Source organism: Mucilaginibacter terrenus (genome assembly GCF_003432065.1).
Taxonomy (GTDB): Bacteria; Bacteroidota; Bacteroidia; order Sphingobacteriales; family Sphingobacteriaceae; genus Mucilaginibacter; species Mucilaginibacter terrenus.
In genome coordinates, this window is the sequence record NZ_QWDE01000002.1 from 44205 (window position 1) to 67350 (window position 23146).

Below are 23146 nucleotides of genomic sequence, written 5' to 3' on the forward strand. Positions count from 1 at the left end.
CAACATTCCTACAGAATATACCCTTAAATAGCATCAAATTAAGGTAGCTATGTTATTTACTCATAAATTAAGAGCTTTAGGTATAATTTTAATTACCCTTGCATCGCTAAATGTGTCAGCCCAAAGTAAAAGCGGTTTACACATCCTCAAAAAGCACGCAATAAAAAGCAGCGGTGGCTGGGATTATGTTACCGTTGATGCTGCCGATAAAAAGATCTATGTATCGCATGGTACGCAGGTTAATATTTTAAGCACTGCAACCGGTGATTCTATCGGAGTGATCCCAAACACGAACGGCGTTCATGGTATCGCTTTGGTTAAAGCTTTAGGAAAGGGCTACACCAGTAACGGCCGTGATAACAGTTGTACCGTGTTCGATTTAAAGACCAATGAAGAGATAGGTAAAATAGCCGTCGGCACCAACCCCGATGCGATATTTTATGACGATTTTTCTAAAAAGGTTTATGCATTTAATGGTAAGAGCAGCGATGCCTCGGTAATTGACCCGGTTACCGATAAGGTAGTTGCTACTATTCCGTTAGGTGGTAAACCGGAAACAGGCGTATCTGATGGTAAAGGGAAGATCTTTGTAAATTCTGAAACCACCAACGAGGTGGTTGTGATAAATGCCAATACTTATAAGGTGGTTAACCGTTACAAAATAAACGAAGGCGATGAGCCCTCCGGCCTCGCTATTGACAAGCTGTCCAACCGCTTATTCATCGGTTGCGGTGGTAATGCTACCATGGTTGTGATGGATGCCGCAAATGGTAAAAACATAGCCAAATTTAAAATTGGCGATTGTGATGGTGTGGCTTTTGACCCTGCCTTAAAGTTGATATACAGCTCAAACGGAGATGGTAATATGTCGGTTATAAAAGAGTTGAACGCTAATAAATTTATGTTCATCGAAAATATTACCACAGAAAAAAGCGCGCGTACTATCGGCATCGATCTAACAACCCATCACTTGTTTTTACCAGCCGCTCAAATGGAAGCAACGCCGCCAACTGCAGAAAATGCACACCCCAGGCCGCACATGATAGCCGGTTCGTTCCATATTATAGAAATAGGTAAGTAATACCCCTAACAACTGTACATTGAAGAAAGTAATCTACATCATACTTTGCCTTGCCGGGTTTAATGCCTCTGCACAGGTAACCGATAGTACTAAAAAAGTAAACATAGTTGATACACTCAAAAAAGATCTGTTTACCGCGCCCGATACGGTCAAGCATTTACGCAGTAAAGCATGGGCTTTAGTACCGCCATCGATTTTGGTAGCTTATGGCGCCAGTAATTTTTTCTTTCATCCTGTAAGGCGGCTCGATATTAGTATCAATAATGATATCATGGAGGACGCGCCTAACTTTCGACATCACCCGGAGAACTTTTTTCAGTACACCCCGGTAGCCTTGGTTTACGGGTTGAATTTAGTTGGCATACATGGCAAAAACACTTTTGTTGACCGCACCTTAATATTTGCTATGGCCGAAGGGATGATGAGCTTAACAACCTTTAGTTTAAAAAAAGTAACCCATAGGCTTCGTCCCGATGGTTCTAACTATTACTCTTTTCCATCAGGCCATACTGCCAACGCTTTTCTTGGCGCGGAGTTTATGGCCCAGGAATTAGGTGATAAATCTATTGGCTACAGCGCCGTGGGTTATGGTTTTGCAACGGCTACCGGTATTTTACGTATGTATAACCGCGATCACTGGTTTAGTGACGTAGTTGCAGGAGCCGGTTTTGGCATCCTTTCTACAAAAGCGGCATACCTGCTTTATCCTTACATCCGTAACCGCCTGTTTAAAGCCGGCCGTGAAAAGGAAAATAACAGGGACGTGCCCGACGAGTTGAAAAAGCAACCTAAAACCAGTTCTATAATAATGCCTTCATACAACGACGGTGTGCTGGGTTTACATTTCGCTATGCAATTGTAAACAGAACAAGAACATTAAAAAATGAGGATGATGGTGCCAATCAAAATAAATACGGCACCAAATGCTGCCTTTATGGTAAGCGTCTCTTTCAAAATTACTACAGAAAGTATGATGGTTAGCGCAACGCTTAGTTTATCTACCGGTGCAACTTGCGATACCTTTCCTATCTGCAGCGCCTTGTAATAAAAAATCCAGGAAAGACCGGTTGCGAGACCGGATAAGATCAAAAACCAAATGCTGTGTTTAGACAGGTCGGTAATACCCTTTAATTCACCGCGGGCAACAACAATACCCCATGCTACAACCAATATCACGATTGTACGGATGGCTGTAGCCAAATCTGAATTAACATTCGTTACACCTATTTTCGCGAAAATGGCCGTTAAAGAGGCAAAAAAGGCTGATAAAAGGGCATAAATCCACCACATGATTTTTATATTTATTTGACAGACGTAGTTGCGTTTTCAAAAGAATGGTTTTTATACAGCACCCTGATCATCGACGGTAAAACAATTAATAACAAAGGCAGCGCAGCTAAAAAGCCACCAATTACAGCTATAGCTAATGGCTGGTGCAATTGCGCGCCTGCCCCGATACCCAATGCTAAAGGCATAAGCGCGATGATAGCACCCAAAGCCGTCATTAATTTAGGGCGAAGCCGTGTTGATATAGAATAAACAATGGCATCATCCACACTGCTTGCTTTCGCGCTTTCGCGGAACTGCCAGAAAGTAAAGATGGCATTTTCACCAATGATCCCTACGATCATGATGAGCCCCGTATAGCTGCCTACATTAAGCGGCGTGTGGGTGAGGAATAAGGCGAGCAAGCTGCCGCCAATGCCTAAAACGGCTACAACCAAAATCAACAGCGCTATCCTGAATTGTTTGAACAGAAATAGGATTACCCCGAAAACCAGCAGGCTTGCCGTAACCAATATCATCAATAGCTCTTTGAACGATTGTTGCTGCTCCGCATATGCGCCACCATATTCCACGTGGTAACCGGGCGGCAGTTTTACTTTCTCGGCTATGCCTTTTTGTATAGCGGGTATAACGCTGCCCAGGTCGCTGTTCTCTAAACGTGCGCTGATAACGCCCATTGCCTGTAGGTTCTCCCGTTCTACTTCGGCTTCTCCGGCGTGCAGGTTTATACTGGCTAATTGTGTGATGGGTATTAACCTGCCGTCAGGTAAAAACAGGCTGAGGTGTTTGATACCCGCTACATCCTGCATGCGGTTACCGGGGTAAACCATCCGAATAGGTGATTGCTGTTCGCGCTCGAACAAGTTACCTATCACATTGCCTTCCAAGGCTGATTGCACTTGTGTCTGCAATGAGGCAGGGGTAATGTTGTATTGCGCAAGCTTTGTATAATCGGGTACCACATCTACGGATGGGCCTGCGATAACAATACCGTCAAATACATCAGCAGTACCTTTTACATCTGTTACGATGGCTGCTACTTGTTTAGATAGCACCTGTAGCTTTGCCTGGTCATCGCCGAAGACTTTTATCTCAATAGGTTGGGTCGAGGTCATCAGGTCACCCAGCATATCGCCGATGACCTGGCCGAAATCCACACGCAGTGCCGGCTGCGTCGCCTCGATATGTGCCCGCAGGTCGCTGATCACTTCTTCAGATGTTTTGCTATGCCCTCTTTTCAGCTGGATCAGGTAATCGCCGGTATTAGGTTCGGTGATAAAGAAACCCATTTGCGTACCTGTACGGCGCGAGTAGGCAGCTACGTCAGGTTCTTTGATAATCACTTTTTCAATTTCCCGTAGCATGCGATCGGTTTCCTCTAGTGAGGTGCCGGGCGGCGACGTGTAATCCAATACGATACTACCCTCGTCCATATCGGGCAGGAAACCTGTTTCTAACCTGCCCGGGATGATCACAATAACTGCCACAAGGGCCAGTATCAAAACAATGCTCATGAACGGGCGCAGGATAAAGAATGATACCCAGCGCTGCCTTTTTACTTCGTGCGCTTCTTCTTTTTTACCGACGGCGTTTACTTCCGAGTTTTTGGTGAGCAGAAGATAAATAACAGGAAGGCCTATCCAGGTGACAAAAAAGGATGATACCAGTGTGATGATCATGGTATCGGTCATTACCTTGAAGTAAGCACCGGCAACGCCAGTCATCAGCAAAAAAGGAATAAATATGACAATAGTGCTGATAGACGAACCCACCATTGCCGGGAGCAGGTAATTGATGGCCCGCTGTAAAAGCGTTATAGTTGGCTCCTCAGGATGCTCCTCATGCGTGCGATGGATCTGCTCCACAACCACAATGGCATCATCAATAATTAAACCGATGGCAGCCGCAATGGCGCCCAGCGTCATGATGTTCAGGGTGTAACCTATGGCGTATAAAATAATAAGCGTTAACCCCAGCGTAACCGGGATGGTTAGTAAAATGGTAGCACTTGCCTTGATGGAACGCAGAAAGATAATGGCCACAATAATAGCCAGCGCCAAGCCTATCCATAGGCTATCACTTACGCTTTTTACGGATTCATTCACGAAATCCGCCTGCACGTAATAAGGCTTAATGGACACTCCTTTTGGAAGTACCTTTTGTAATTCGGCAACCTTGGCAGTCATGGCAGCGGATAGGTCTATCAGATTGGAATTTGGCTGTTTGATAACTGCTATCAATACACCCTCGTGCCCGTTGGCGTTTATTTTTGTGTATTCGATGCCCGGGTTGATCTGGATCTCAGCCACATCTTTTAGCTGGATAATGCGCTTGCGGTTGTTGCTAACCACCAGGTTTTGCAATTGCTCGCTGGTATTTACGCTGGCATCCGTAACGGTTAGATACAGCATCTTAAAATCAGACAGGTAGCCGTTGCTCTTAATGAAAGCCGTTTGCGCCAGCGTGTTGGTGATCATGTCTGATGTTAAGCCCAGCGCGCTCATTTTTTGGCGGTTCAGCACTAGCCAGTATTCCTTGGTTTTGCCGCCGATAACCCTAATCTCCGACACACCATCAACCTGCGAAAGAAATGGCTTTACCGTATAGGTAGCCAGTTGTTTTAGTTCAATAGGCGAAAGATCATGGCTTTCCAGCGTGTACCCGCTAACCGGCAATATCGAGGGGTTCATTTTTTCTACCGTTACGTTGGCTTCCGGTGGCAGTTGGTTTTTGATCTGCGCTATGCGCGATTCAATACGCTGCTGGCTAAGATCAATATCCGCATCCCAGTTCATATAGGCGGAGATCTCGCAGCTTCCCCGGCTGGTCGTGCTGCGTACGTATTGCAGATCAGGTACCTGTTTAACGGCATTCTCCAGGGGTTTGGTTACCGTAACCATCATCTTATTCACCGGCTGTAAACCCGCATCGGCAATGATCTTGATCTTGGGGAAAGTAATTTCAGGGAACAAAGAAGTTTGAAGTCTCGAATAAGCGAACCCGCCTCCCAGCAGTATAATGAAAAGCACCAGACTAATAGGCTTTTTATGGCTGATGAAAAAATTGTTAAGACTGTTCATGGTTTTACAATTTTAACCCTGGCGGTATCTGCCAAGCCATAATTGCCGGTCACCGCGACACGATCAGTTGGGTTAAATGCGGGTGACAGGATCTCTATTTTCCCGCCCGATTCGATACCTTTTTTTACAGGCATCTTAACCGCCGTAGTGTCATTGATTAGCTTCATTACCCAAAACTCATTCTGGGTTTCGTTTGACAGCACCGCCGATTTTGGTAACGATGGCGTGCTGCTTTTTGCCGCCTTGATGATAAGCGCCTTTGCTACCAAATTTTCTGGGATAGGGTGGCTGTTATTTACTTTTATTACAATGCCCTGGGTTTGCGAAAGCGTATCGACCGACGGCATCAATGAGGCAATGTGCCCGCTTAGTTTCTCACCATCAGGCAGGGTGAGGGTCATATTTTGGTTATGGGCGATAACGCTTCTTAATTCGTAAGGCAATTGCAATACAAAAGCAAAACTTTCGCGGTCACTGATGATGGCCAGTTGCTCGCCATCCTGCACGTAATCGCCTACCTGATGCAGCAGTTGGGTTACAAAGCCGCTGCGGGATGCCCGGATGTTATTCATGCCGGAGAACTTAAATGTAGTATCCAGTACGTTAATGGTATTGCCAATGCTTTGCGCTTCCTTGGTTTTAAGGGTAAACATAAGCTGGCCTTTTTCAACATAGTGGCCTGGCTGTACACTTACTTTTTGGATGTAGCCTATAGCGTTTGCACTTACAAAATTCTTTTGCAGGAACGATGAAGTAGCGTTTAATTCAATTGTATCTGCCAGTGCACTGTTGCCAATGGTAGTGACCGTAACAGGTGTTTGCGATTCTACACTGTCTTCTTCATCAGCTTGCTTGGCGCCTCCGCAGGAGTAAAGTGCCGTCATTACTAAACAGGCAAGAAATAGGGCTAACGGCTTCTTATATAGTGTCATCTTATCGGCTCCAGTAGTTAAGTTGGTTAATGAGTTGCAGCCTGCTGATGGTATTTTGTGTAAGCAGGTTTTTTATAGTAAGGTAGTTGTTAACTGCTAATATCAGGTCGGCAATTTTAAGGTCGCCGGTTTGCAGAAGCTTGGTATCCACTTTTATCAGGCTTTGAGAATACTTGAACTGATCGTTTATTTCGGCTATCAGCTTATCATATTCCCCTATCTGCTGGTTAAGCTGATTGATTTGCTGCGTGTATTGGTTTTGAAAAAACGTTCTGTAACCCCGGCTGGTTTCCTGCTCAAGGCTAAGTTTTTTATAAAGCAGCTTCCGTTGCCCGCCATCGTACAGTGGCACGCTTACAGTAAAGCCAACGCTTGTGCCAAAGTTTTTATAATATTGAGCGGTCAGATCAGAATTGTAGCCGCCATCCGCAAAAACACTAAGCCTGGGTCGGTAGCTATAATCTATCAATTTACGACTATTGTTTAGCCGTATACTATCTAATTGATACTGTTTAAAAAAGATACTTGTATTGCGGTCAGTAAGGTTTACTGCCTTTTGAAGTTGGGGTTTAGCTATTTCAAAAACAGTGGTATCAGCTACGCCGGAAATATAACTAAGGGTCGCGAGATCTGTTTTGTATTGCAGTCGGGTTTGCAATAGCTGTAACTGCGCCTGTTTAAGGGTGACTAAAAAAGTAAGGTAATCGCTTTGCCGATAAACGTTGCTGCGGGTAAGGCGTTTGAGCAGGTCTTCTTCTTTACTCAACAGGTCAACCACTTCCTGATTAAAGCGTTGCTGCTGCAGGCTGCCGTAAGCGGTAATGTATTGGCCGATGATTGTACGACGAAGGTCTTGTTCAGATAGTTTTATGCTATTGCGTAAAGAGTCGGTTTGAATACCGAGCGATGCAAATTGTGCGTTTAGGTAACCTTTGCCAATAAAAGCCTTATTTACAGTTACCAATCCGTTTAATGATTGCCCGTTGGTAATAGCCGATGAATAACCATATCCACGAATAACCGGCGCATATAAACCCGTACTGCTGGCAGTAACCTGTGGTTTAAAGCCTGCTTTAATACGTACGCTATCTAATTGGGCTGATAAGATCTGGTTGTTCAGATCTTTGATCAGCGGACTGTTATTTACCGCCTGTTGCAGGTAATCATCCAGCGTTTTGTTTTGGGCAAAACAGGTTGTTGTAAGTAAAAGAAGTAATAACAGATTTGTAAAATATTTCATCCGGTATCCGGCTATGGGCTATTAAGTTATGCAGTTTAAAGCGTAAATTGCTAAGTAAATCTGTAAACATTTTGTACGATAAAAAAATACTGCGGGTAATTTTACCCGCAGTATTTTAACAGGCCACAATCGGCTAATAAATGGGCATGTTTGCTGTTAGTCTTTGGCTATTTTAATGAATTTGCCGGTATGGTCAAAAAGCAAGTCTTTGCCTTGAACCTCGGCCTCGTAATTAACCTCTCCGGTATCGGTTTTGGTGATCTTTGCGGCTTCTTTAATTGTGGCTCCCTTGTAGTTCTGCTTCACGTAGGCTAAAACCGGGGCAGGCAGGGTAGCCGAGCTTATTTCCATTTCAGATTCTGTCTGCGTGCCATCAGCCTTAAAAACTGCCGACATTTCGTTGTTGCCCTGTTTAAATCCTGCTTCAAAGTTGCCCTTTTCTCTTTCCCATTTAATAGTTTTTACCGCCGGGTAAGTTTTGGCGAACGATGCTTTAACCGCTGCAGGTATTTGTTTTGAATTGATTTTTTGGGCTATCGCTGTCAAGCCCATGCCTGTTGCTATAAAAATAGCTGCTGTTGTTTTAGTGTATTTCATATTTAATCATTTTGCACTAAACTATTTGCAAAAGCTGTGAACAATCTGGACTAATACTGTAGAGAATTGGGATTATTAAATATTACCAAGAAGGTATGTAATTTACCATCCGGCTGGTAAGAAAGTGTAAATCCATAGTTGTCACATATCTGTTTACAAAGGGTTAGGCCAAGACCTATACCCTCAGATCCATCAGACTTATGGAATCTTTTTATTACCTGTTTAAAATCAAAACTGCCTTTGCCGGTATTATTGATGATTAGTTTATCCTGGCTGAGATAAACCGATAGTTCGCCATTCTGGTGGTTGTGCCTGATTGCATTACTAAGCAGGTTGTTACACATGATTTCCATAAGCGACTTATTTGCCTGAACCGTTTTATCGTGCATATTGATCGTTAACCGGATATTTAACTGCTCTACCAGTTCTTCATGCTGGTAAAGGGCTTCTTCCAGAACCGCTTTCAAATTAACGTCTGATTGATCATGTATCAGCCCATTCTCGATCTTAGCAAGGAGCAACATCGATTTATTCAGTCGGGTTAAACGGGATACCGTGCCGTATATGTCGTTTAGCAGCTTACTTTGCCTATCGGTAAATTCATCGGTCTGCACAAGGGTATCCAGTTTGGAATTGATGATGGATATGGGTGTCATCAATTCATGAGAAGCATTTTCAGTAAATACTTTCAGGTTTTGATAATCGCTTTTTACCCTGTCAGCCATACTGATTACCGCCTGGTCAAGCTCTGCGAACTCGTCTATGTTCGACGGGGTGGAGTAAATACTGGCATGGTTAGCCAAACTGAAATCTTTTAACTGCAGGAGAATTTTGTAAAATGGCTTCCAGATACTTTTTAAGATCACCCTGTTCAGAATGAGTAAGATGGCAAGCAGGGCAACGATCACTCCAATAGTGATCAAAAAGATGATCTGGATCAGGTCTTCTGTCTCCACCTTGCTTTGCGTTACCAGTACCCTGTAATTGCGGCCGGCGACTACCACCGAACTGATCAGTGCACGGCCGGCCTCTAGATCTTTTTCGTCCGAGTCATGGTAGGTGGTGTCTAAAAAACGGCGTTTTATTTTCTCTTCTTTTAACGGGGTGAAAATTATTTGTTGATGATTGCTTTCATAAACATCGGGCAGGCGGTGGTTTTTGCTTACATAGCTAAACACTTCGTTCTCTTCTAATACTAGGTCCTTATCTATCTGCCCAGTTAAAATATGGCTGATTGTGTAATAATAGATGAGGCCTGTCACCAGCATGATGATAACGGTAAGTCCTATATTGATCCGGTTATATTTAGTAAGTAATTTCATGCATCGGTGAATTTATAACCCATGCCATAAGCTGCATGGATATAATCTTTTGCGCCGGCCTCAACCAATTTTTTGCGGATATTTTTTATATGTGAATAGATAAAATCAAAATTATCGGCAATATCGATACTATCACCCCAAAGGTGCTCAGCAATGGCGCTTTTGGATACCACCTTTCCTTTATTGGCAATGAAGTAAATTAACAATGAATATTCCTTACGAGTAAATTTTACTACCGCCTCGTTCACTCTTACTACTTTTGCATCCAGATCGATACTAATCTCATTAAATTTAAGCTGACTGCTTCCGTTGAAAGATCTTCGCCTGACAATGGCCGTAACCCGGGATTTCAATTCAGACAAATGAAATGGCTTAGTGAGGTAGTCATCGGCGCCGAGGTCGAGCCCAGTTAGGCGGTCATCCAGTGAATTTTTAGCCGAAATGATGAGCACACCATCATTATGACTATGTTCTTTTAAATGCTTTACAATATCCAAACCGTTCCCATGAGGCAGTGTAAGATCAAGTATCACACAGTCGTAACGATAAACGCTTACTTTAGCCAGTGCCGTCGTAAAATTGGTTGCTGTTTCGCAAATACTATCGCTGCCGGTAAAGTAGGCCTCAATGCTATCGCGCAGACCGGTCTCATCTTCTACAATAAGTATTTTCACTTTATAAATTTAATATTTAAAGTTAGAGGATTGCAGTATTCGCTACTGTAATTATCTCAACAGCATATCTATATTGGCAAGCTTGTGCTCCTGTAATTCGGTTTTTCCGAAATCTGTAAAGTATTTATGCTGTATTAGCATATTCAGATTTGTTTTACCCCATTGCTCATCAGTATAGCGTTGGTTTAAAACAAGGTCCCATTCGCTGCGGAGGCGCTCCGCATAAGCTGGATAATCATCATCCGCCAGGTGAAACATATCAGCATCGCACATTATTTGTTGTAAAAGCGTTTGTGGCGCTTGCGGCATTTTAGTAGCTTCAATACAAGCTAAAATATCATTAGTGAAACTTGCAGCCGCATCTACCTGCTTTAGAAAAGTAGCTGCAATACCAATGCTATTGTCCTCATGGCCAAGGTAAGCATAGCAATAACCGGTATCATGAAACCATGCAGCGGTTTGTACAATAACCATTTCGAGATCGCTTATCTTGCATTTAAACCCGATCTCTGTAACTGCGTTTACCACATACTGGGTATGTGATAAATTATGAAAGTGCATGCTTTTTGATAGATGGGTATTTAATAAATCCTTCGAAAATTTAGCAGCCAGCCTAACTAATTTGTACAATGCCATTAAAATTTTTTTGGCGATTTACCAAAACATGTTGGAGAAATTTTGAAGTGCAAAGAATTCAAATGGATAAAATAATAAAACCTTTATACCTATCTATATTCAGAACTAAAAAATTAAGTAATCAGTTTAAGCAAGTTATGTTTTGGTAATACCAAAACGACTTGCTTTCGTTCGGTGTGCTCCTAATTGCTACCTCACTTCGTTCCGCAGACCAATAAAAGAAGAGGTGGATATTAGCGTTTTTGCATCCGCCCGAAAATTATGTTTCTGTACTACCGAAATGCTTGTCATAAACGCATTTTTTTAAACCCCAGCTTTGCTTCTAATCAATGCAGCAAAATGGCCCGGCCAAAAAAAGAAAAAGAACATAAGCTATCCAAAGTGCTCGTAGTTCGCCTGACCGAAAGCGAATTGCGGCAACTGGAACAATTCAGCATCATGTGCCGCCAGCATGTTTCCGTAATGGTCAGGAAACGACTTTTCTCGGGCAATTACCCTAAAGCCCTGCCTCCGAAAATCACCGTCCAGCTATACGCTGAACTCAACCGCATCGGCGTAAATCTGAACCAACTGACCAGGCAGGTGAATTCCGGCAAACTGGCAGTGGGATTGCTACAGGTACTAAATGCGCTGTTTGCCCAGCAGCAAACCATCATTAAGCACTTACTGGATGATCGCGGTTGAAAAGTTCGGATCAAACTTTATAGGTGCGTTAGCTTATAACCTAAAAAAGCTGAATCACCCGGATAGGAAGCAACAAGCCGAGTTATTAGCGACCAGCTTCATTTCCCTATTGCCGGGCGATATAAAGAAAGAGGTGGAACTGATCAGGCAGCTGCGGCCGACATTGGGCAAATACGTTTGGCACACCAGCCTCAATTTTTCCAATGATGAGAAACCGACGAACCTGACTAACGCGAATTTACTGGACATTGCTTTTGACTATATGAAAGCCATGGGGTATGATGATAACCAGTACCTGATCGTCCGGCATTATGATGCAGACCACCCTCATGTTCACTTACTGGTCAACCGTATCCGTTACGATGGCAGCGTCGTATCCGACAGCAATAATTACAGGAAAAGTTTATCTGCGTTAAGAAAGCTGGAAGAACAATATAACCTCATATCATTAGCACAAGATAACATTGGATCAAAAAATCAACTTAACCTTGGAGCCGGCGAACAAAGTAATGAGCTAACGGCAGAACTTTATCGCAAAAGAACAATTGAACCGCGTAACCGTGCAACCCAGCGCTCTCTGACCAAGAACGAAATCGAAAAGGCGGTGCGTACCGGTATTCCTTCAGATAAAAGCCTTTTACAAGCCTTGCTTGAGCCGATCATCTTTAAAAACCATCAATCTCTTCAAGAATTTATTAAACGCTGTGAGCAAGCTGGTATATACTTGCTCTTTAACCAGGCCAGCACCGGTAGGATAAGCGGCATCACTTATTTTATCAATGATTTTAAGATCAAGGGCCAGGCATTAGGTAACCGGTTCAAGTGGGCGGAGCTAACTAAATTTATTGACTATGAGCAAGACAGAGACCGCAAGGCAATTAGCCGCGCAAACGATCTTACAAAAGCAAGATACAGCGAACTCACTACAGCCGGAAAATCAGTTGAAGGACAAACCGCAGCAGGAAGACAACCAGGCCATACTGGTTCAAACGTTAGCCCAAATGCAACTAAACGCGACAGCGAGCGCGAAGTTTCTTCGGGAGATGAAAGACAGCCAGCAAATAAACGCACAACGGATAACCGATCTGGAGAAGACGGTAACCAGTCAACAGGTAGCGCTAAAGATATTAAGGACGATAGTTATATTGATACTGATAGCAATAGTTACACTGGTACTGATTTACAAAGCAACCCAAGAATAGAGATAAGTGATGATATCGATGATGAAGCAATTCACGGCAGGAACAGGCACCGTCAAAGAAAGGCCAGAACGAACAAAAGATAATGGAGGCTAAATTAAATATTGGTATAATTCGCGATTTGCGAATTGAAGAGTAAATGGTAAATTTGTATATGAAGGCACATAACGGCATGAGGCCACACGATCTGGTGGTGCTTCTGAAAATCATCGCATCCGATAGGGATTGGTTAAATAAAGACCTTGCCGCAAGTTTGTTTATTAGTAATTCGGAGATCAGTGAGTCTTTAAACCGGTCCATGATCGCCAAACTGATCAGCCCTGATAAACGGGTCGTTTTTAAAACAGCTTTATATAACTTTATTGAGCATGGCTTGAAATTTGTTTTTCCTGCGGAACCTGGCGCGGTTGTAAGGGGAGTACCTACAGCACATAGTGCGCCTATTCTCAAAGATTATTTTATTGCAGAAGATCATTACGTTTGGGCAAGCCCCGAAGGAAAAGTAAAAGGCCAGGCAATAAACCCGCTTTACCCTAACCAGGTTAAAGCAGCTCTGGCTGATGAAAAGCTTTATAATATGTTGGCATTAGTTGATGCTATACGTGTTGGCAAAGTCAGGGAACAAAAGAAAGCATTAGAGTTATTAAGGCAATCTTTTGAGTCAGTTTATGCATGAGAATATAATCAGGATCGAAACAGTTAACCGGCATACTCTCCCAAAAACCTGCTAACCCTTGGGCATAACATTTGTTAAATATGATTATATTTGATTGTTATTTAAAGCGCTCCTATGGAAGTAATACTTGATAATGGACAACGTCCACGCGGCGTTTTCCTTCCATTAGAGGAATGGGAAACACTTAAATTCGGCATTAATAAAGCCAGCGAGCTTTATAAGCTAATGGATGACCTAAGTCATCCTGATGTTTTTGAAATGAACGCTTCTCAATTTTCTGAATATTTAGAGCTCCCTTCACAGCAGCTAGTGAATAAGGCGCTGGAAAATGGACTGTATCTTTCTTATCCTGCAGGATTGCCAAATACTTTTATCCACCAGTACAAAGATGGCTCACAGGAAACGGTAGCGTATGACATGGAAACCGGCAAGGAACATATTGTAAAAAAGCGATAGCGCATGCCGGTTTTTACTGTGGTGGCAGGTCCGAATGGTGCTGGTAAAAGCACTTTTTCTACTTTCTTTTCTCGGCCTGGTACGTTAATTTTCGATCCGGATATTGAAAAGTTTAAAATTGAGAAGCAATTCCCTGACATAGCGGAGGAGGCACTCGAATCAGCGGTAAACAGGGTATACCTCAATTTTCAAACTAAGGCACTAGGTACGGGCCTGCATCTGACAGTAGAGACAAATCTACGGAACGATTTTTTATCAGAGAGTGCTGAGCTCTTTAAAAGTGCAGGATACGAAACCCGGCTCATCTACCTCTTACTGCCAGATATAGCTGCTTCAATGGACCGGGTAGCTTTGCGTGTAAAACAGAAAGGACACTTTGTAGATGCGGCCAGTATCAAAATCAATTTCGAGCAGGGTCCTCAAAACATGCTTAAAATTTCGAATTACTTTGACGGAGTTATGCTTCTTTCAGGCATTAATAGCAATCTGGCAATTAATACACAGCCACAGCTTTTATTAACTCTTAAAAACGGGAAAGTAGTCTTTAAGGAGCAGCTAATCCCTGATTGGTGTAAAGATATGGTTGAATTTACCGAGGTGGCTGTAGCTAACGAGCAGAAACCAAATAGGCCGAAGCGATAAAAGCATTGTATAAGCTAGGTTCTAGTGCTTGCTATAAGCAGTCCCAATTCGTTGATGCTAATAGCATGCTTCCTTAAAAGTTAATTCAATGCAAACTTTATTTTCTTTTATGGTTGCCCTCAAGTAAACGCTGAATGTCTTCGTACTTATAATACAGGATACCTCCAATCTTTGTATAATTAATGGTGCCGTTGACCCTTAAATTTTGAAGAGTTCCCGGCGAAATCTTAAGCATGTTTTTTACCTGGTAGCTTTTGAGCCACTTAGTGTTCTCAGCGATGGGTTTTCCTTGTAGAATTGCTTTGAAGTCGTTTAATAACAGTTCCCTGAATTCGTTGAGATCTTCTTTCGTTATAATTTCTGTTGCCATGATTTGAATTATTTTATACAAATCTGGTAATAGCAAATTGTACTTAATGACAAGCTTTTCGGTAGTACCGATGTTTTTGTTGGTATTTACGAATTAGACTAGATTATTAAGTGACGTAATACCTCATGTAGTGGTAAGCAAATTATATAACTTCAACCAGGTTTACACACTAACTTCTAATCAGTGATATTTAAAAGATAAAGTTTGGATTTTAAACCTTTTCTTGCTATATTTATATTGTAGTTCTTTCAAAACCAGTCAATTGATATTAAAATATTCGGTTACCTAATCGGTTACCAACGGGATATTTAAAAACATAAATTATTGATAGTCTTTACGATAACTGAATGGTTCGAGTCCCGTCCATTCCGCTAAATACATTCACAGATGTGCAGAACCCTTCAAATTTAGATATTTGAAGGGTTTCTTGTTTTTATGCTCCCCCTCTAAAAACGCCAATATGTTAAGACATCATTTTATGGCGTATTTTTTCGTGTGCACGATGTAGAGAATTACGCTTTAAAACAGCCAATGCGGTTTCAGGCAGTGGCTGTTAGTTGCCCACAATTTAGCTTACAGTATTAGAACCCGATGTGGCACCATCCCGTACCAGTCGCTTATTGCCTCCGTGCATCCGACATGCCGCTCAAAGAAGTCGTGGAACGCGCCGTAGCTGATGACCACTGTTTGTTTTACAAAAACGAATTGGAATTTCTGAGAATATTTTCGCTAGATAGCCTTTTCTATATAGCGTGAGCCATATGAGGAATGGCTAGGATTACTCGTAAAGATAATAGCCATGCCGGCTCAGCGGCTATTCCGGTAACTTCGGGAGTGTCAGCAACGGTAATTTTCCTTTAAAAGAATAGTTCTTGGCATTTGAAGGATAAAGAAGTTTTTCGGTCAGGGACCTCTCCTGGTGCGTGACTAAAACTAACAGGTCCGGATTGATCTTGTGCAGCATCTTGCCGATATCATCCAAAAGCGTATGGACGATTTTTCGATCGCTTACGATCACCTCGACATTATAATTGATCTGTTTGCTTAAGGTGGCCGAAACCAATTCAGGAGTGGGGTCAGTTTCGTAGCTTTCTTTAAGGTACAATAGCTGAATGTTGGCATTGACGGGCTGTGCGAAAGAAATGACCTGTTTCAGTTCTCTTTTATAATCCGTCAGGTCGCTGGCATAAAGCAGCGTTTGCAGGGGTTTTAGCCGGTAATGACTTGGTATCGTTAGCACCGGCACGGGCGAGCGGCCAATAAGATTGCTGGTATGCGTGCCAAATAGCTTTTTAATAGGCCCGGCACCGCGTGTAGCGATGCAAATAAAGGAACAGCGTTCTTTTACTGCATGCCGGATGATCCCTTCGGTGACGTCACTGTCATCAATCAATGCAAGTTGGTAATCCAGGGAAGGATTGCCAACCTGGCGTAAAATCCCCCGGACGAAAGCAGATAGTTCTTTCCGCATGGTGCGTTTGTAATCGGTCGTGTAAATCTCGAAAGCCAGTGGCGACCAGTTGAACGGTTTGATTAAATGATAAACATAGCAGATCTCGAGCTCAGCCGTTCTGGCTACGGCTTGCTGAACTGCAAACCGGAGGGCTGACTTTGAATTAACAGACATATCAGTGGTTACCATGATCTTTTCCATGCTCAAAGATCCTTCATTCTTTCACCCGCGATAATGACCAGCAGCAGTCAATTTACTGATTGATATCATTCACGTGACCGCCTTGGAACATAATCCTGAATGATCGATATCTTGCTTCGAACTAACCGGCATCATATGCGGGCCGGTTTGAAAAGCAGACTTTTAAATGTCTTTAAGTAATGCCAGCCATGAACGGAGCCCATTAGAACTTGCTCCTTAATCACCTCCCGATCATTATACCAAGCGTTGGATTTTTGGTGATAACCGGCGGCTTTATTTTGGAAAACGTCAAAAGAACTGTCTACAGCATCTTTATACTCGCGGTGCTGACTATTGCAGCTTTTACCAGTGGGGAAGCAGCGGAATAAGAGATCGGTCACCTCCAAGTCGTCAGTAAAAAACTGATCCACCAGCATGAGGAAACGGGAGAAGTGTTTGCCGTACTGGTATATAGTCTGGGTGCCTATCCCAGGGCTTTTTTGCCGGCAGATTACCAGTACACTTTTTCAAAATTAAACCTGCCCAAGTGTAAGGCCGGCCGGGGCAAAAGTGACCAGCATCACTTCAGCGGCATATCCTGATCATCCCAGACCGGCAGTTGTTGTTGTATTTTCGTTGGTGAAGGAAATTGCACCATTATGGGCTCGGTTCCTTTGCTTTCAGCAATAAAATTATGTTAGGAAAATTGAATCACACACAGATCGAGCGCCTGCTGAACGAGCAGGTGGTCGGCCGTATCGCCTGCCAGAGACAGGGCGAGCTCTACCTGGTACCCATTAACTATGTGTACCGTGACGGGTGTATTTACGCACATTCCGGTGAGGGCAAGAAGATCCGCATGATGCGGGAAAACCCTAAAGTCTGCTTTGCGGTGGATGACATCCGGAGTGTGTTCAACTGGCAAAGCGTGGTAGCTCAGGGCACATTTGAGGAGATCACCGATATAGAAGAAAAACAGCAGGCGCTGCAGGGCATCATCCACCGGATCATGCCGCTGGTCACGAAGCCGGAGGGGCATCCCTCACACGGTATTACCGAAAAGGAAAGCGATGTGGGTACCAACGTTGAGTTGGTTATTTACCGGATTCGGTTGGGCGAAACCAGCGGGCGGTTTGAAAGTGCTGAGTAGCCGCGTCCGTTATTTTTTCCGGACCTGCGCCATCAATGCCGGCATATGTACGGCGGCGCAGGCCGTGACGAGGGCTTGGAGCCCTGCCAAAGCAAGGGTTCATTAGTTTTAAAGTGGATACAGCCTTTTTAAAATTTAGCGCCGGTCAGTTGCTGGCTGAACTGTTCGTGCAAGTACACTTATCATTTAAACAACACCATATGAGCCACGCACCCATTGACACCGAACTGGAAGCGGAGCTTCAGGAGGTTTATCTACAGGCCACCCTTTGGCTGCAGGACATTTCGTTCCTGGAAACGGAGACCCATTTTTTCCGTTCGCTGATAGACCGCTACGAGCTCGCTGCCGCTAACGGCCAGCCCCGCCCGTTTGAGGAACTGGTCAGTACGCAGCAGGAACGGCTGCAAACGCTTAAAGCGAAGATCCCAGAATTCCTGGCTTTTGTCGAACCTTACCTGGGAGACCTCAAAAAGCCCATGCACCTGGACTTCCTGAACCGTTATAATATGCTGCAAAAAGAACTGAGCGGCTTGTTCGCCGCCGTCAGGGCAACAAAGAAGGAGCTCTTCGACTATACCGAGCGCCTGCTACCGACCAGTAAATGACTAAATCGCCGTGGTAAATATCTGGGTAGGGCAGCAGTTGCAAATGCGCGAACAGCAGGTGACGCAGGCTTGTCCCCTAATGACGGTCGTCATCACCGCGGCTGCCGGCGATCATTTTTCCGACAAGGACTGCACCTTAATCTTGTAGCATGAAAAAGACCAGTATCAAACATTTGACCTTTGCGCATCAGTCCACCCTGCGCAGCCTAGCGTTCTACCAGCTGGAAACCGGCTTTTTACAGGAACGGCTGGAAGAGGTAGCCAGCGACAATACCGCGCATGAAGTTGCAGTTCAGGTCGAGCATTTTCAAAACCAGTTGATTATCCATCGCAATCAGTTGGATCGGCTCCACCACCGCATCCGGGAAAACCTCGACCAGGTCGCTGCGGAATTAAAGCTTTCTGAAAATTTCATCCGGCAGGCGACGGTAGATGCGGCCGATCAGATCGCAAAAGATTACGCGCAGGAAGAAAAACTATTTCAGGAAATGAGATTTGACTTCTACCGTTTTGCTGAGCAATGGATGTGATCATTGAACCAGCCCTCTTTTGCAAAGCCTTAGAAGGCTATCCCGTTCGGCGGCTCTTTTGGGCGACACCTAAGCAATTGGGCTAGGCGCTGCCTGCAGACCACACCAGGCTTAACTTTGATGATTAACAGCACGCTTATGCCACTCACTGAAAACTTTGCCGCCTTTCTCGAGCAAACCGGTCAGATCGGCCGGTTCGCCGGCCGGTTCTTTTCGTCGGGGCTGAAACCGCGCTATGAGTTCCGTGAGCTCCTGGCGCAGTCTTTCATCATTGGCTACCAGTCGCTGCCCTTGGTAGGCCTGACCGGTTTTATCATGGGACTGGTGCTCACCATGCAGCTCCGGCCGAGCCTGGTAGAATACGGCGTCCAGTCACAATTGCCGGTAATGGTCGGCATTGCCATCGTCCGTGAGATCGGCCCGGTCATTACGGCTCTTATCTTTGCCGGCAAGATCGCCAGCAGCATCGGCGCGGAACTCGGTTCGATGAAAGTCACCGAGCAGATCGATGCCATGGAGGTCAGCGGTACTAACCCCTTCAAATACCTGGTCGCTACCCGCATTCTCGCCAGTACGCTGATGCTGCCGATGCTGACGATATTGGGGGATCCGTCTCCCTTTTTGGCCCCTACATCGGCGTCAACATCCGGTCGGTGACAAGTTTCCGTTTGTTTTTTGACCAGGTTTTTAGGAGCTTGAGCTTCGGCGACATCTTACCGGCGTTGATCAAGACCTTTTTCTTTGGTTTCGCCGTCGGGCTGATCGGTTGTTACAAAGGTTATTTTTCTAGTAAGGGCACAAGGGGCGTAGGTCATTCGGCCAATTCGGCGGTGGTCCTTTCCTCTGTTATCATTTTTATCATTGATCTGCTGGCAGTCCAGTTTACCGACCTGATCGGCTTAAACTGAACCGTATGAGAGCCGCCGATCCCGTTATCGTTGTTGAACACGTCTATAAGCGTTTCGGCAGCAACGCCGTGCTGAAAGATTTCAGCCTGACGGTTCAGGCCAGGGAAAATGTTGTCGTGCCTCACCACGAAACTACTTTTACCCTGGCTTTTCCAATTGCCCCTTTTTAATCACATCCCGCTGCATGTTGTGCACTAGCGCTTTACTCTTTGTTAATGTGTTATCGGTGTTTTCATTGTTACCATACACGGCTCCGCACCACTAAGATCGTTCAACCGTGTGGACAATCAGCCCTGAAGATGATGCATGTCATGGCAGTTGCCTGCGAGGCTACCGAGATTTGTTACGATAGCTCATCAAGCAACAATATCATGAAAGAACAAGTCAAAAAAATGGGAACACAAGGTAGCGCCATCTACGGGATGGCTGTTTTAGGCGCATTGGTCTATTTCATTCAACACGCTCATACCTTTTGGAACGGCGCAGTAGGAATCATAAAAGCTATTTTCTGGCCAGCCATGGTTATTTATAAGGTTCTTGAACTATTAAAGTTGTGAGCACCACATTAGAAAATAATTCAACCGCAGAGGAATTGCCCGTATGCCGGCGATGTAAGCGTCCTTGTGATGCACGGATACCGCGTGGGCAACTGGTTAAACTTTTGTTAGGCCTACTTCCTTTAAAGCATTATGTGTGTTATCGGTGTGACCGAAAGTTTTATAAATGGTCAACTTGACCCTCTGATATGTGTCGATGGCGAGGTCGCCCGAACTTAGGTTTTCTAATGACAGCGCTAACACCATGAGTATTCCCATGCCTAATGAATGTAATTGCATCCACGGCGTTCAATGTGGTAGCCTGTGCCTGATAAGGCCATACACATAGGTACCCAATAACGAGCCAATAATGACCATTACAAAGGTAGTATAGCCATAACCCAAATTAACAAACATGGGCCCTGGGCAGGCTCCTGCCAGCGCCCAGCCCAAGCCAAAAATGGTACCACCGATAATATATTTAGGCCAGCGGTTGTCTTTTTGTTGAAATTTGATCATTTGGCCAGTATGATCTTTTAGGTGAAACCGCTTAATAAGGTAAACGGACAGCATGCCCAGCACGACGGCTGTGCCGATAATTCCATACATCTGAAACGATTGAAACCGGAACATTTCCTGGATACGATACCAGGAAGCTGCTTCGGATTTCACCATGATGATACCAAATATAATCCCGGCTATTATGAATCTCAGTCCTTTCATAGTTAAAATATTAACGGTAATATCATGTGTGTCATGAGCAGCCCGCCGGCGAAAAAACCGATGACGGCCCAGAGCGACGGTAGCTGGAGATTAGATAAACCACTGATGGCATGCCCCGAGGTACAGCCTCCGGCATAGCGCGAACCGAAACCAACTAAAAAACCGCCGCCTGATAAGATCAACAGACCCTTGAGGCTGGCAGCGAAATGCCAGTTAAAGATAGCCAACGGATTAAAGCCACCATCAAAAGGGACACCTAATGATCTCAGATCATGCACCGTGGCTGCAGATAACTTCAAGGGCGCATTACTTTTCAGGATGGTTGATGCCAGAAATCCGCCGAGGATAGAACCCAGTAAGAATAATAAATTCCAGCGCTGGGTCTTCCAGTCAAAATCAAAGAAGGCGTTCCTCTTTCCTGCGCCGGCCAGCGTGCAAATTGTTCTTAGGTTGGAAGAAAAGCCAAAGGACTTGCCATAGTAAAGCAACAGAACCATAATAAAGGCGATGGCTATGCCCGATACATACCAGGGCCAGGGTTGTTTAAGTATTTCGAACATTTGGTTTCGGTATTAAATTAAAGCATCGTGTTGGGGCAAACATACGGGCTGATGTTAAACTTACCCGTCTCTTTAAGTGCTTTAAATCCCCCGCTAATATTGATCAGGCGTTCGTACCCCCGTGCTTTCAGGATAGAAATGAAGATCATGGACCGATAGCCACTTGCACAATGTACATAATAGGTTTTGTTTTTATCCACCTGGCTCAGGTGATTATTGATATTATCCAATGGGACGTTCTCGGCGCCGATGATATGTTCCGAATTGAATTCACTGGCTTTACGTACGTCCAGGATATTCACCTCCCTAACACTTAGTTTCAAATCCTCAACCTCTTCAGCAGACAAGCATTCAATTTTGTCGGTATCTTTCCCTGCTGCCATCCAGGCTCTATAACCACCCTGCAAATAACCTAAAGCATAGTCGTAACCTACACGGGCCAGCCGTGTGACTACTTCTTCCACCTGGTCATTTTCAGCAACGATCAAAATCGGCTGGTTGATATCGCTCATCATGGCACCAACCCACGGTGCAAAGCTACCTTCAATCCCTATATTAATAGATTTGGGTATAAATCCCCGGGCAAAAACCTCTGGAGCGCGGGTATCCAGCACAATAGCGGCTGTTTCATTGGCAGCGGCTTCGAATGCATGCACAGACAAAGGGGTAGTTCCCTGGCTAAGGATGGCGTCGATGCTTTTATAGCCCTCTTTGTTCATTTTCACATTCATCGGAAAATAAGCAGGTGGAGGCATAAGGCCGCGGGTTACCTCCACAATAAATTCGTCCCGCGTCATATTTGCGCGTAGCGCATAGTTGTATTTTTTTTGATTACCCAAAGTGTCCGTAGTTTCCCTACTCATATTTTTACCACAGGCAGAACCTGCACCATGCGCAGGATAGATGATGATGTCATCATTCAGGGGCATGATCTTGTTGCGCAAGGAGTCGTATAATGTACCGGCCAGTTCTTCCTGTGTAAGGTGCGCCGCTTTTTGGGCAAGGTCCGGACGACCCACATCCCCTATGAATAGCGTGTCGCCCGAGAAAAGAGCCGTTTCTTTACCGGTCTCATCGGTTAGCAGGAAACAGGCTGATTCCAGCGTATGCCCCGGTGTATGCAATATTTTTATCTTTATTTTACCTAAGGCGAATTCTTCCCCATCTCCAGCCACGTAAGCCTTAAAACCCGGTTTAGCAGTCGGTCCATAGATAATGCTGGCGCCTGTTTTATCAGCCAGGTCAATATGACCTGAGACGAAGTCGGCATGAAAATGCGTTTCAAAAACATATTTGATCTGCGCGCCGGCTGCTTTAGCTTTCTGAATATACGGTTCTACTTCACGAAGCGGGTCTACGATGGCCGCTTCATTTTCTGATTGGATGTAGTACGCTCCCTGAGCTAAACATCCGGTGTAAATTTGTTCTATGATCATCACTAAAATATTTAGTTAATTTTATACAAATGTGCGCAGACAGTTATTCCTAAACGGTGATAAAAGTCACACGGCGTGATTTTCATCTTTACCACCGGAACAGAAATGCCGGCTCGGCGGTTCCGCACACGAACCCAGCGCACACCCCGGATTGATTATTGCCTGGAAAAGCAGCACTAAGCTCAGTAA

The 23146-nt window shown here is 44.5% G+C and carries 26 protein-coding genes and 1 pseudogene; 13 read left to right on the forward strand and 14 right to left on the reverse strand.

The annotated features are described in order from the left end of the window. The first annotated feature begins 49 nt into the window (after positions 1 to 49). Together DYU05_RS10740 and DYU05_RS10745 are read left to right on the forward strand one after the other, a co-directional pair. Positions 50 to 1081: a YncE family protein gene (locus DYU05_RS10740; protein ID WP_117383058.1), complete on the forward strand. Its 1032-nt coding sequence runs from the start codon at positions 50 to 52 to the stop codon at positions 1079 to 1081. Positions 1082 to 1100: 19 nt separating this feature from the next. After that, positions 1101 to 1943, forward strand: a complete 843-nt coding sequence (locus tag DYU05_RS10745; RefSeq protein WP_117383059.1) for a phosphatase PAP2 family protein — start codon at positions 1101 to 1103, stop codon at positions 1941 to 1943. A gap of 14 nt (positions 1944 to 1957) precedes the next feature. Here DYU05_RS10745 and DYU05_RS10750 read toward each other — a convergent pair whose 3' ends face one another. From DYU05_RS10750 to DYU05_RS10785, 8 genes are all read right to left on the reverse strand, one after another. Then, positions 1958 to 2371: an EamA family transporter gene (locus DYU05_RS10750; protein WP_117383060.1), complete on the reverse strand. Its 414-nt coding sequence runs from the start codon at positions 2369 to 2371 to the stop codon at positions 1958 to 1960. An 11-nt stretch (positions 2372 to 2382) separates the two neighbouring features. Beyond that, positions 2383 to 5448: an efflux RND transporter permease subunit gene (locus DYU05_RS10755; protein WP_117383061.1), complete on the reverse strand. Its 3066-nt coding sequence runs from the start codon at positions 5446 to 5448 to the stop codon at positions 2383 to 2385. Then, positions 5445 to 6332: an efflux RND transporter periplasmic adaptor subunit gene (locus DYU05_RS10760; protein ID WP_165852052.1), complete on the reverse strand. Its 888-nt coding sequence runs from the start codon at positions 6330 to 6332 to the stop codon at positions 5445 to 5447. Before DYU05_RS10760 ends, DYU05_RS10755 begins: the two co-directional genes overlap by 4 nt. A 49-nt stretch (positions 6333 to 6381) precedes the next feature. Next, complete coding sequence (locus DYU05_RS10765; RefSeq protein WP_117383063.1) at positions 6382 to 7620, reverse strand: TolC family protein; 1239 nt, start codon at positions 7618 to 7620, stop codon at positions 6382 to 6384. A 156-nt stretch (positions 7621 to 7776) separates the two neighbouring features. Next, positions 7777 to 8217: a PepSY-like domain-containing protein gene (locus tag DYU05_RS10770; protein ID WP_117383064.1), complete on the reverse strand. Its 441-nt coding sequence runs from the start codon at positions 8215 to 8217 to the stop codon at positions 7777 to 7779. A 50-nt stretch (positions 8218 to 8267) separates the two neighbouring features. Further along, positions 8268 to 9539, reverse strand: coding sequence for a sensor histidine kinase (locus tag DYU05_RS10775; protein ID WP_117383065.1), 1272 nt, complete (start codon positions 9537 to 9539; stop codon positions 8268 to 8270). Further along, on the reverse strand, positions 9536 to 10213 hold the full coding sequence (locus tag DYU05_RS10780) for a response regulator transcription factor (RefSeq protein WP_117383066.1): 678 nt from the start codon (positions 10211 to 10213) through the stop codon (positions 9536 to 9538). The genes DYU05_RS10775 and DYU05_RS10780 overlap by 4 nt, the downstream gene beginning before the upstream one ends. A gap of 51 nt (positions 10214 to 10264) precedes the next feature. After that, positions 10265 to 10849 carry an HD domain-containing protein gene (locus DYU05_RS10785; RefSeq protein ID WP_165852053.1) on the reverse strand — a complete coding sequence of 195 codons (585 nt, stop codon included), beginning with the start codon at positions 10847 to 10849 and terminating at the stop codon, positions 10265 to 10267. 339 nt (positions 10850 to 11188) lie between these two features. Between DYU05_RS10785 and DYU05_RS10790 the strand changes: the two genes are divergently transcribed. From DYU05_RS10790 to DYU05_RS10810, 5 genes are all read left to right on the forward strand, one after another. Next, positions 11189 to 11533 (forward strand): plasmid mobilization protein, encoded by a 345-nt coding sequence (locus DYU05_RS10790; RefSeq protein ID WP_165852054.1) that lies wholly within the window; start codon positions 11189 to 11191, stop codon positions 11531 to 11533. Next, positions 11520 to 12818: a relaxase/mobilization nuclease domain-containing protein gene (locus DYU05_RS10795; protein WP_165852055.1), complete on the forward strand. Its 1299-nt coding sequence runs from the start codon at positions 11520 to 11522 to the stop codon at positions 12816 to 12818. The genes DYU05_RS10790 and DYU05_RS10795 overlap by 14 nt, the downstream gene beginning before the upstream one ends. Before the next feature lie 68 nt (positions 12819 to 12886). Next, positions 12887 to 13408: a hypothetical protein gene (locus DYU05_RS10800; protein WP_117383967.1), complete on the forward strand. Its 522-nt coding sequence runs from the start codon at positions 12887 to 12889 to the stop codon at positions 13406 to 13408. Between the two features lie 114 nt (positions 13409 to 13522). Further along, positions 13523 to 13864 (forward strand): hypothetical protein, encoded by a 342-nt coding sequence (locus DYU05_RS10805; protein WP_117383070.1) that lies wholly within the window; start codon positions 13523 to 13525, stop codon positions 13862 to 13864. Positions 13865 to 13867: 3 nt separating this feature from the next. After that, entirely contained in the window at positions 13868 to 14506 is a 639-nt protein-coding gene (locus DYU05_RS10810) for a zeta toxin family protein (RefSeq protein WP_117383071.1), read from the forward strand. A 97-nt stretch (positions 14507 to 14603) separates the two neighbouring features. On the opposite strand, the gene DYU05_RS10815 is transcribed toward DYU05_RS10810, so the two are convergent. The 3 genes from DYU05_RS10815 to DYU05_RS10825 form a co-directional block, all read right to left on the reverse strand. Then, positions 14604 to 14876, reverse strand: a complete 273-nt coding sequence (locus DYU05_RS10815; RefSeq protein ID WP_117383072.1) for a helix-turn-helix domain-containing protein — start codon at positions 14874 to 14876, stop codon at positions 14604 to 14606. 814 nt (positions 14877 to 15690) lie between these two features. Continuing rightward, entirely contained in the window at positions 15691 to 16530 is an 840-nt protein-coding gene (locus DYU05_RS10820) for a universal stress protein (protein ID WP_117383073.1), read from the reverse strand. 131 nt (positions 16531 to 16661) lie between these two features. After that, positions 16662 to 16940, reverse strand: a complete 279-nt coding sequence (locus tag DYU05_RS10825) for a hypothetical protein (protein WP_165852056.1) — start codon at positions 16938 to 16940, stop codon at positions 16662 to 16664. A gap of 263 nt (positions 16941 to 17203) precedes the next feature. Between DYU05_RS10825 and DYU05_RS10830 the strand changes: the two genes are divergently transcribed. The 6 genes and pseudogenes from DYU05_RS10830 (at position 17204) to DYU05_RS10855 (ending at position 20259) form a co-directional block, all read left to right on the forward strand. Continuing rightward, complete coding sequence (locus DYU05_RS10830; protein WP_117383075.1) at positions 17204 to 17659, forward strand: pyridoxamine 5'-phosphate oxidase family protein; 456 nt, start codon at positions 17204 to 17206, stop codon at positions 17657 to 17659. Positions 17660 to 17859: 200 nt separating this feature from the next. Beyond that, a complete protein-coding gene (locus DYU05_RS10835) occupies positions 17860 to 18264 on the forward strand; it encodes a hypothetical protein (protein WP_133300217.1) in 405 nt (134 codons plus the stop codon). 149 nt (positions 18265 to 18413) lie between these two features. Further along, positions 18414 to 18794 (forward strand): hypothetical protein, encoded by a 381-nt coding sequence (locus tag DYU05_RS10840; RefSeq protein ID WP_117383077.1) that lies wholly within the window; start codon positions 18414 to 18416, stop codon positions 18792 to 18794. Positions 18795 to 18932: 138 nt separating this feature from the next. After that, a pseudogene (locus tag DYU05_RS21505) lies at positions 18933 to 19702 on the forward strand (MlaE family ABC transporter permease). Between the two features lie 5 nt (positions 19703 to 19707). Continuing rightward, positions 19708 to 19872 carry a hypothetical protein gene (locus tag DYU05_RS21225; RefSeq protein WP_205771858.1) on the forward strand — a complete coding sequence of 55 codons (165 nt, stop codon included), beginning with the start codon at positions 19708 to 19710 and terminating at the stop codon, positions 19870 to 19872. Between the two features lie 201 nt (positions 19873 to 20073). Next, a complete protein-coding gene (locus tag DYU05_RS10855) occupies positions 20074 to 20259 on the forward strand; it encodes a hypothetical protein (RefSeq protein WP_117383078.1) in 186 nt (61 codons plus the stop codon). A gap of 288 nt (positions 20260 to 20547) precedes the next feature. Here DYU05_RS10855 and DYU05_RS10860 read toward each other — a convergent pair whose 3' ends face one another. The 3 genes from DYU05_RS10860 to DYU05_RS10870 are packed head-to-tail and all read right to left on the reverse strand — an operon-like array spanning position 20548 to position 22957. Further along, complete coding sequence (locus DYU05_RS10860) at positions 20548 to 20961, reverse strand: DUF6691 family protein (protein ID WP_117383079.1); 414 nt, start codon at positions 20959 to 20961, stop codon at positions 20548 to 20550. 2 nt (positions 20962 to 20963) lie between these two features. Beyond that, a complete protein-coding gene (locus DYU05_RS10865) occupies positions 20964 to 21521 on the reverse strand; it encodes a YeeE/YedE family protein (protein WP_117383080.1) in 558 nt (185 codons plus the stop codon). Positions 21522 to 21538: 17 nt separating this feature from the next. Then, positions 21539 to 22957: an MBL fold metallo-hydrolase gene (locus DYU05_RS10870; RefSeq protein ID WP_117383081.1), complete on the reverse strand. Its 1419-nt coding sequence runs from the start codon at positions 22955 to 22957 to the stop codon at positions 21539 to 21541. Positions 22958 to 23146 lie beyond the last annotated feature (189 nt).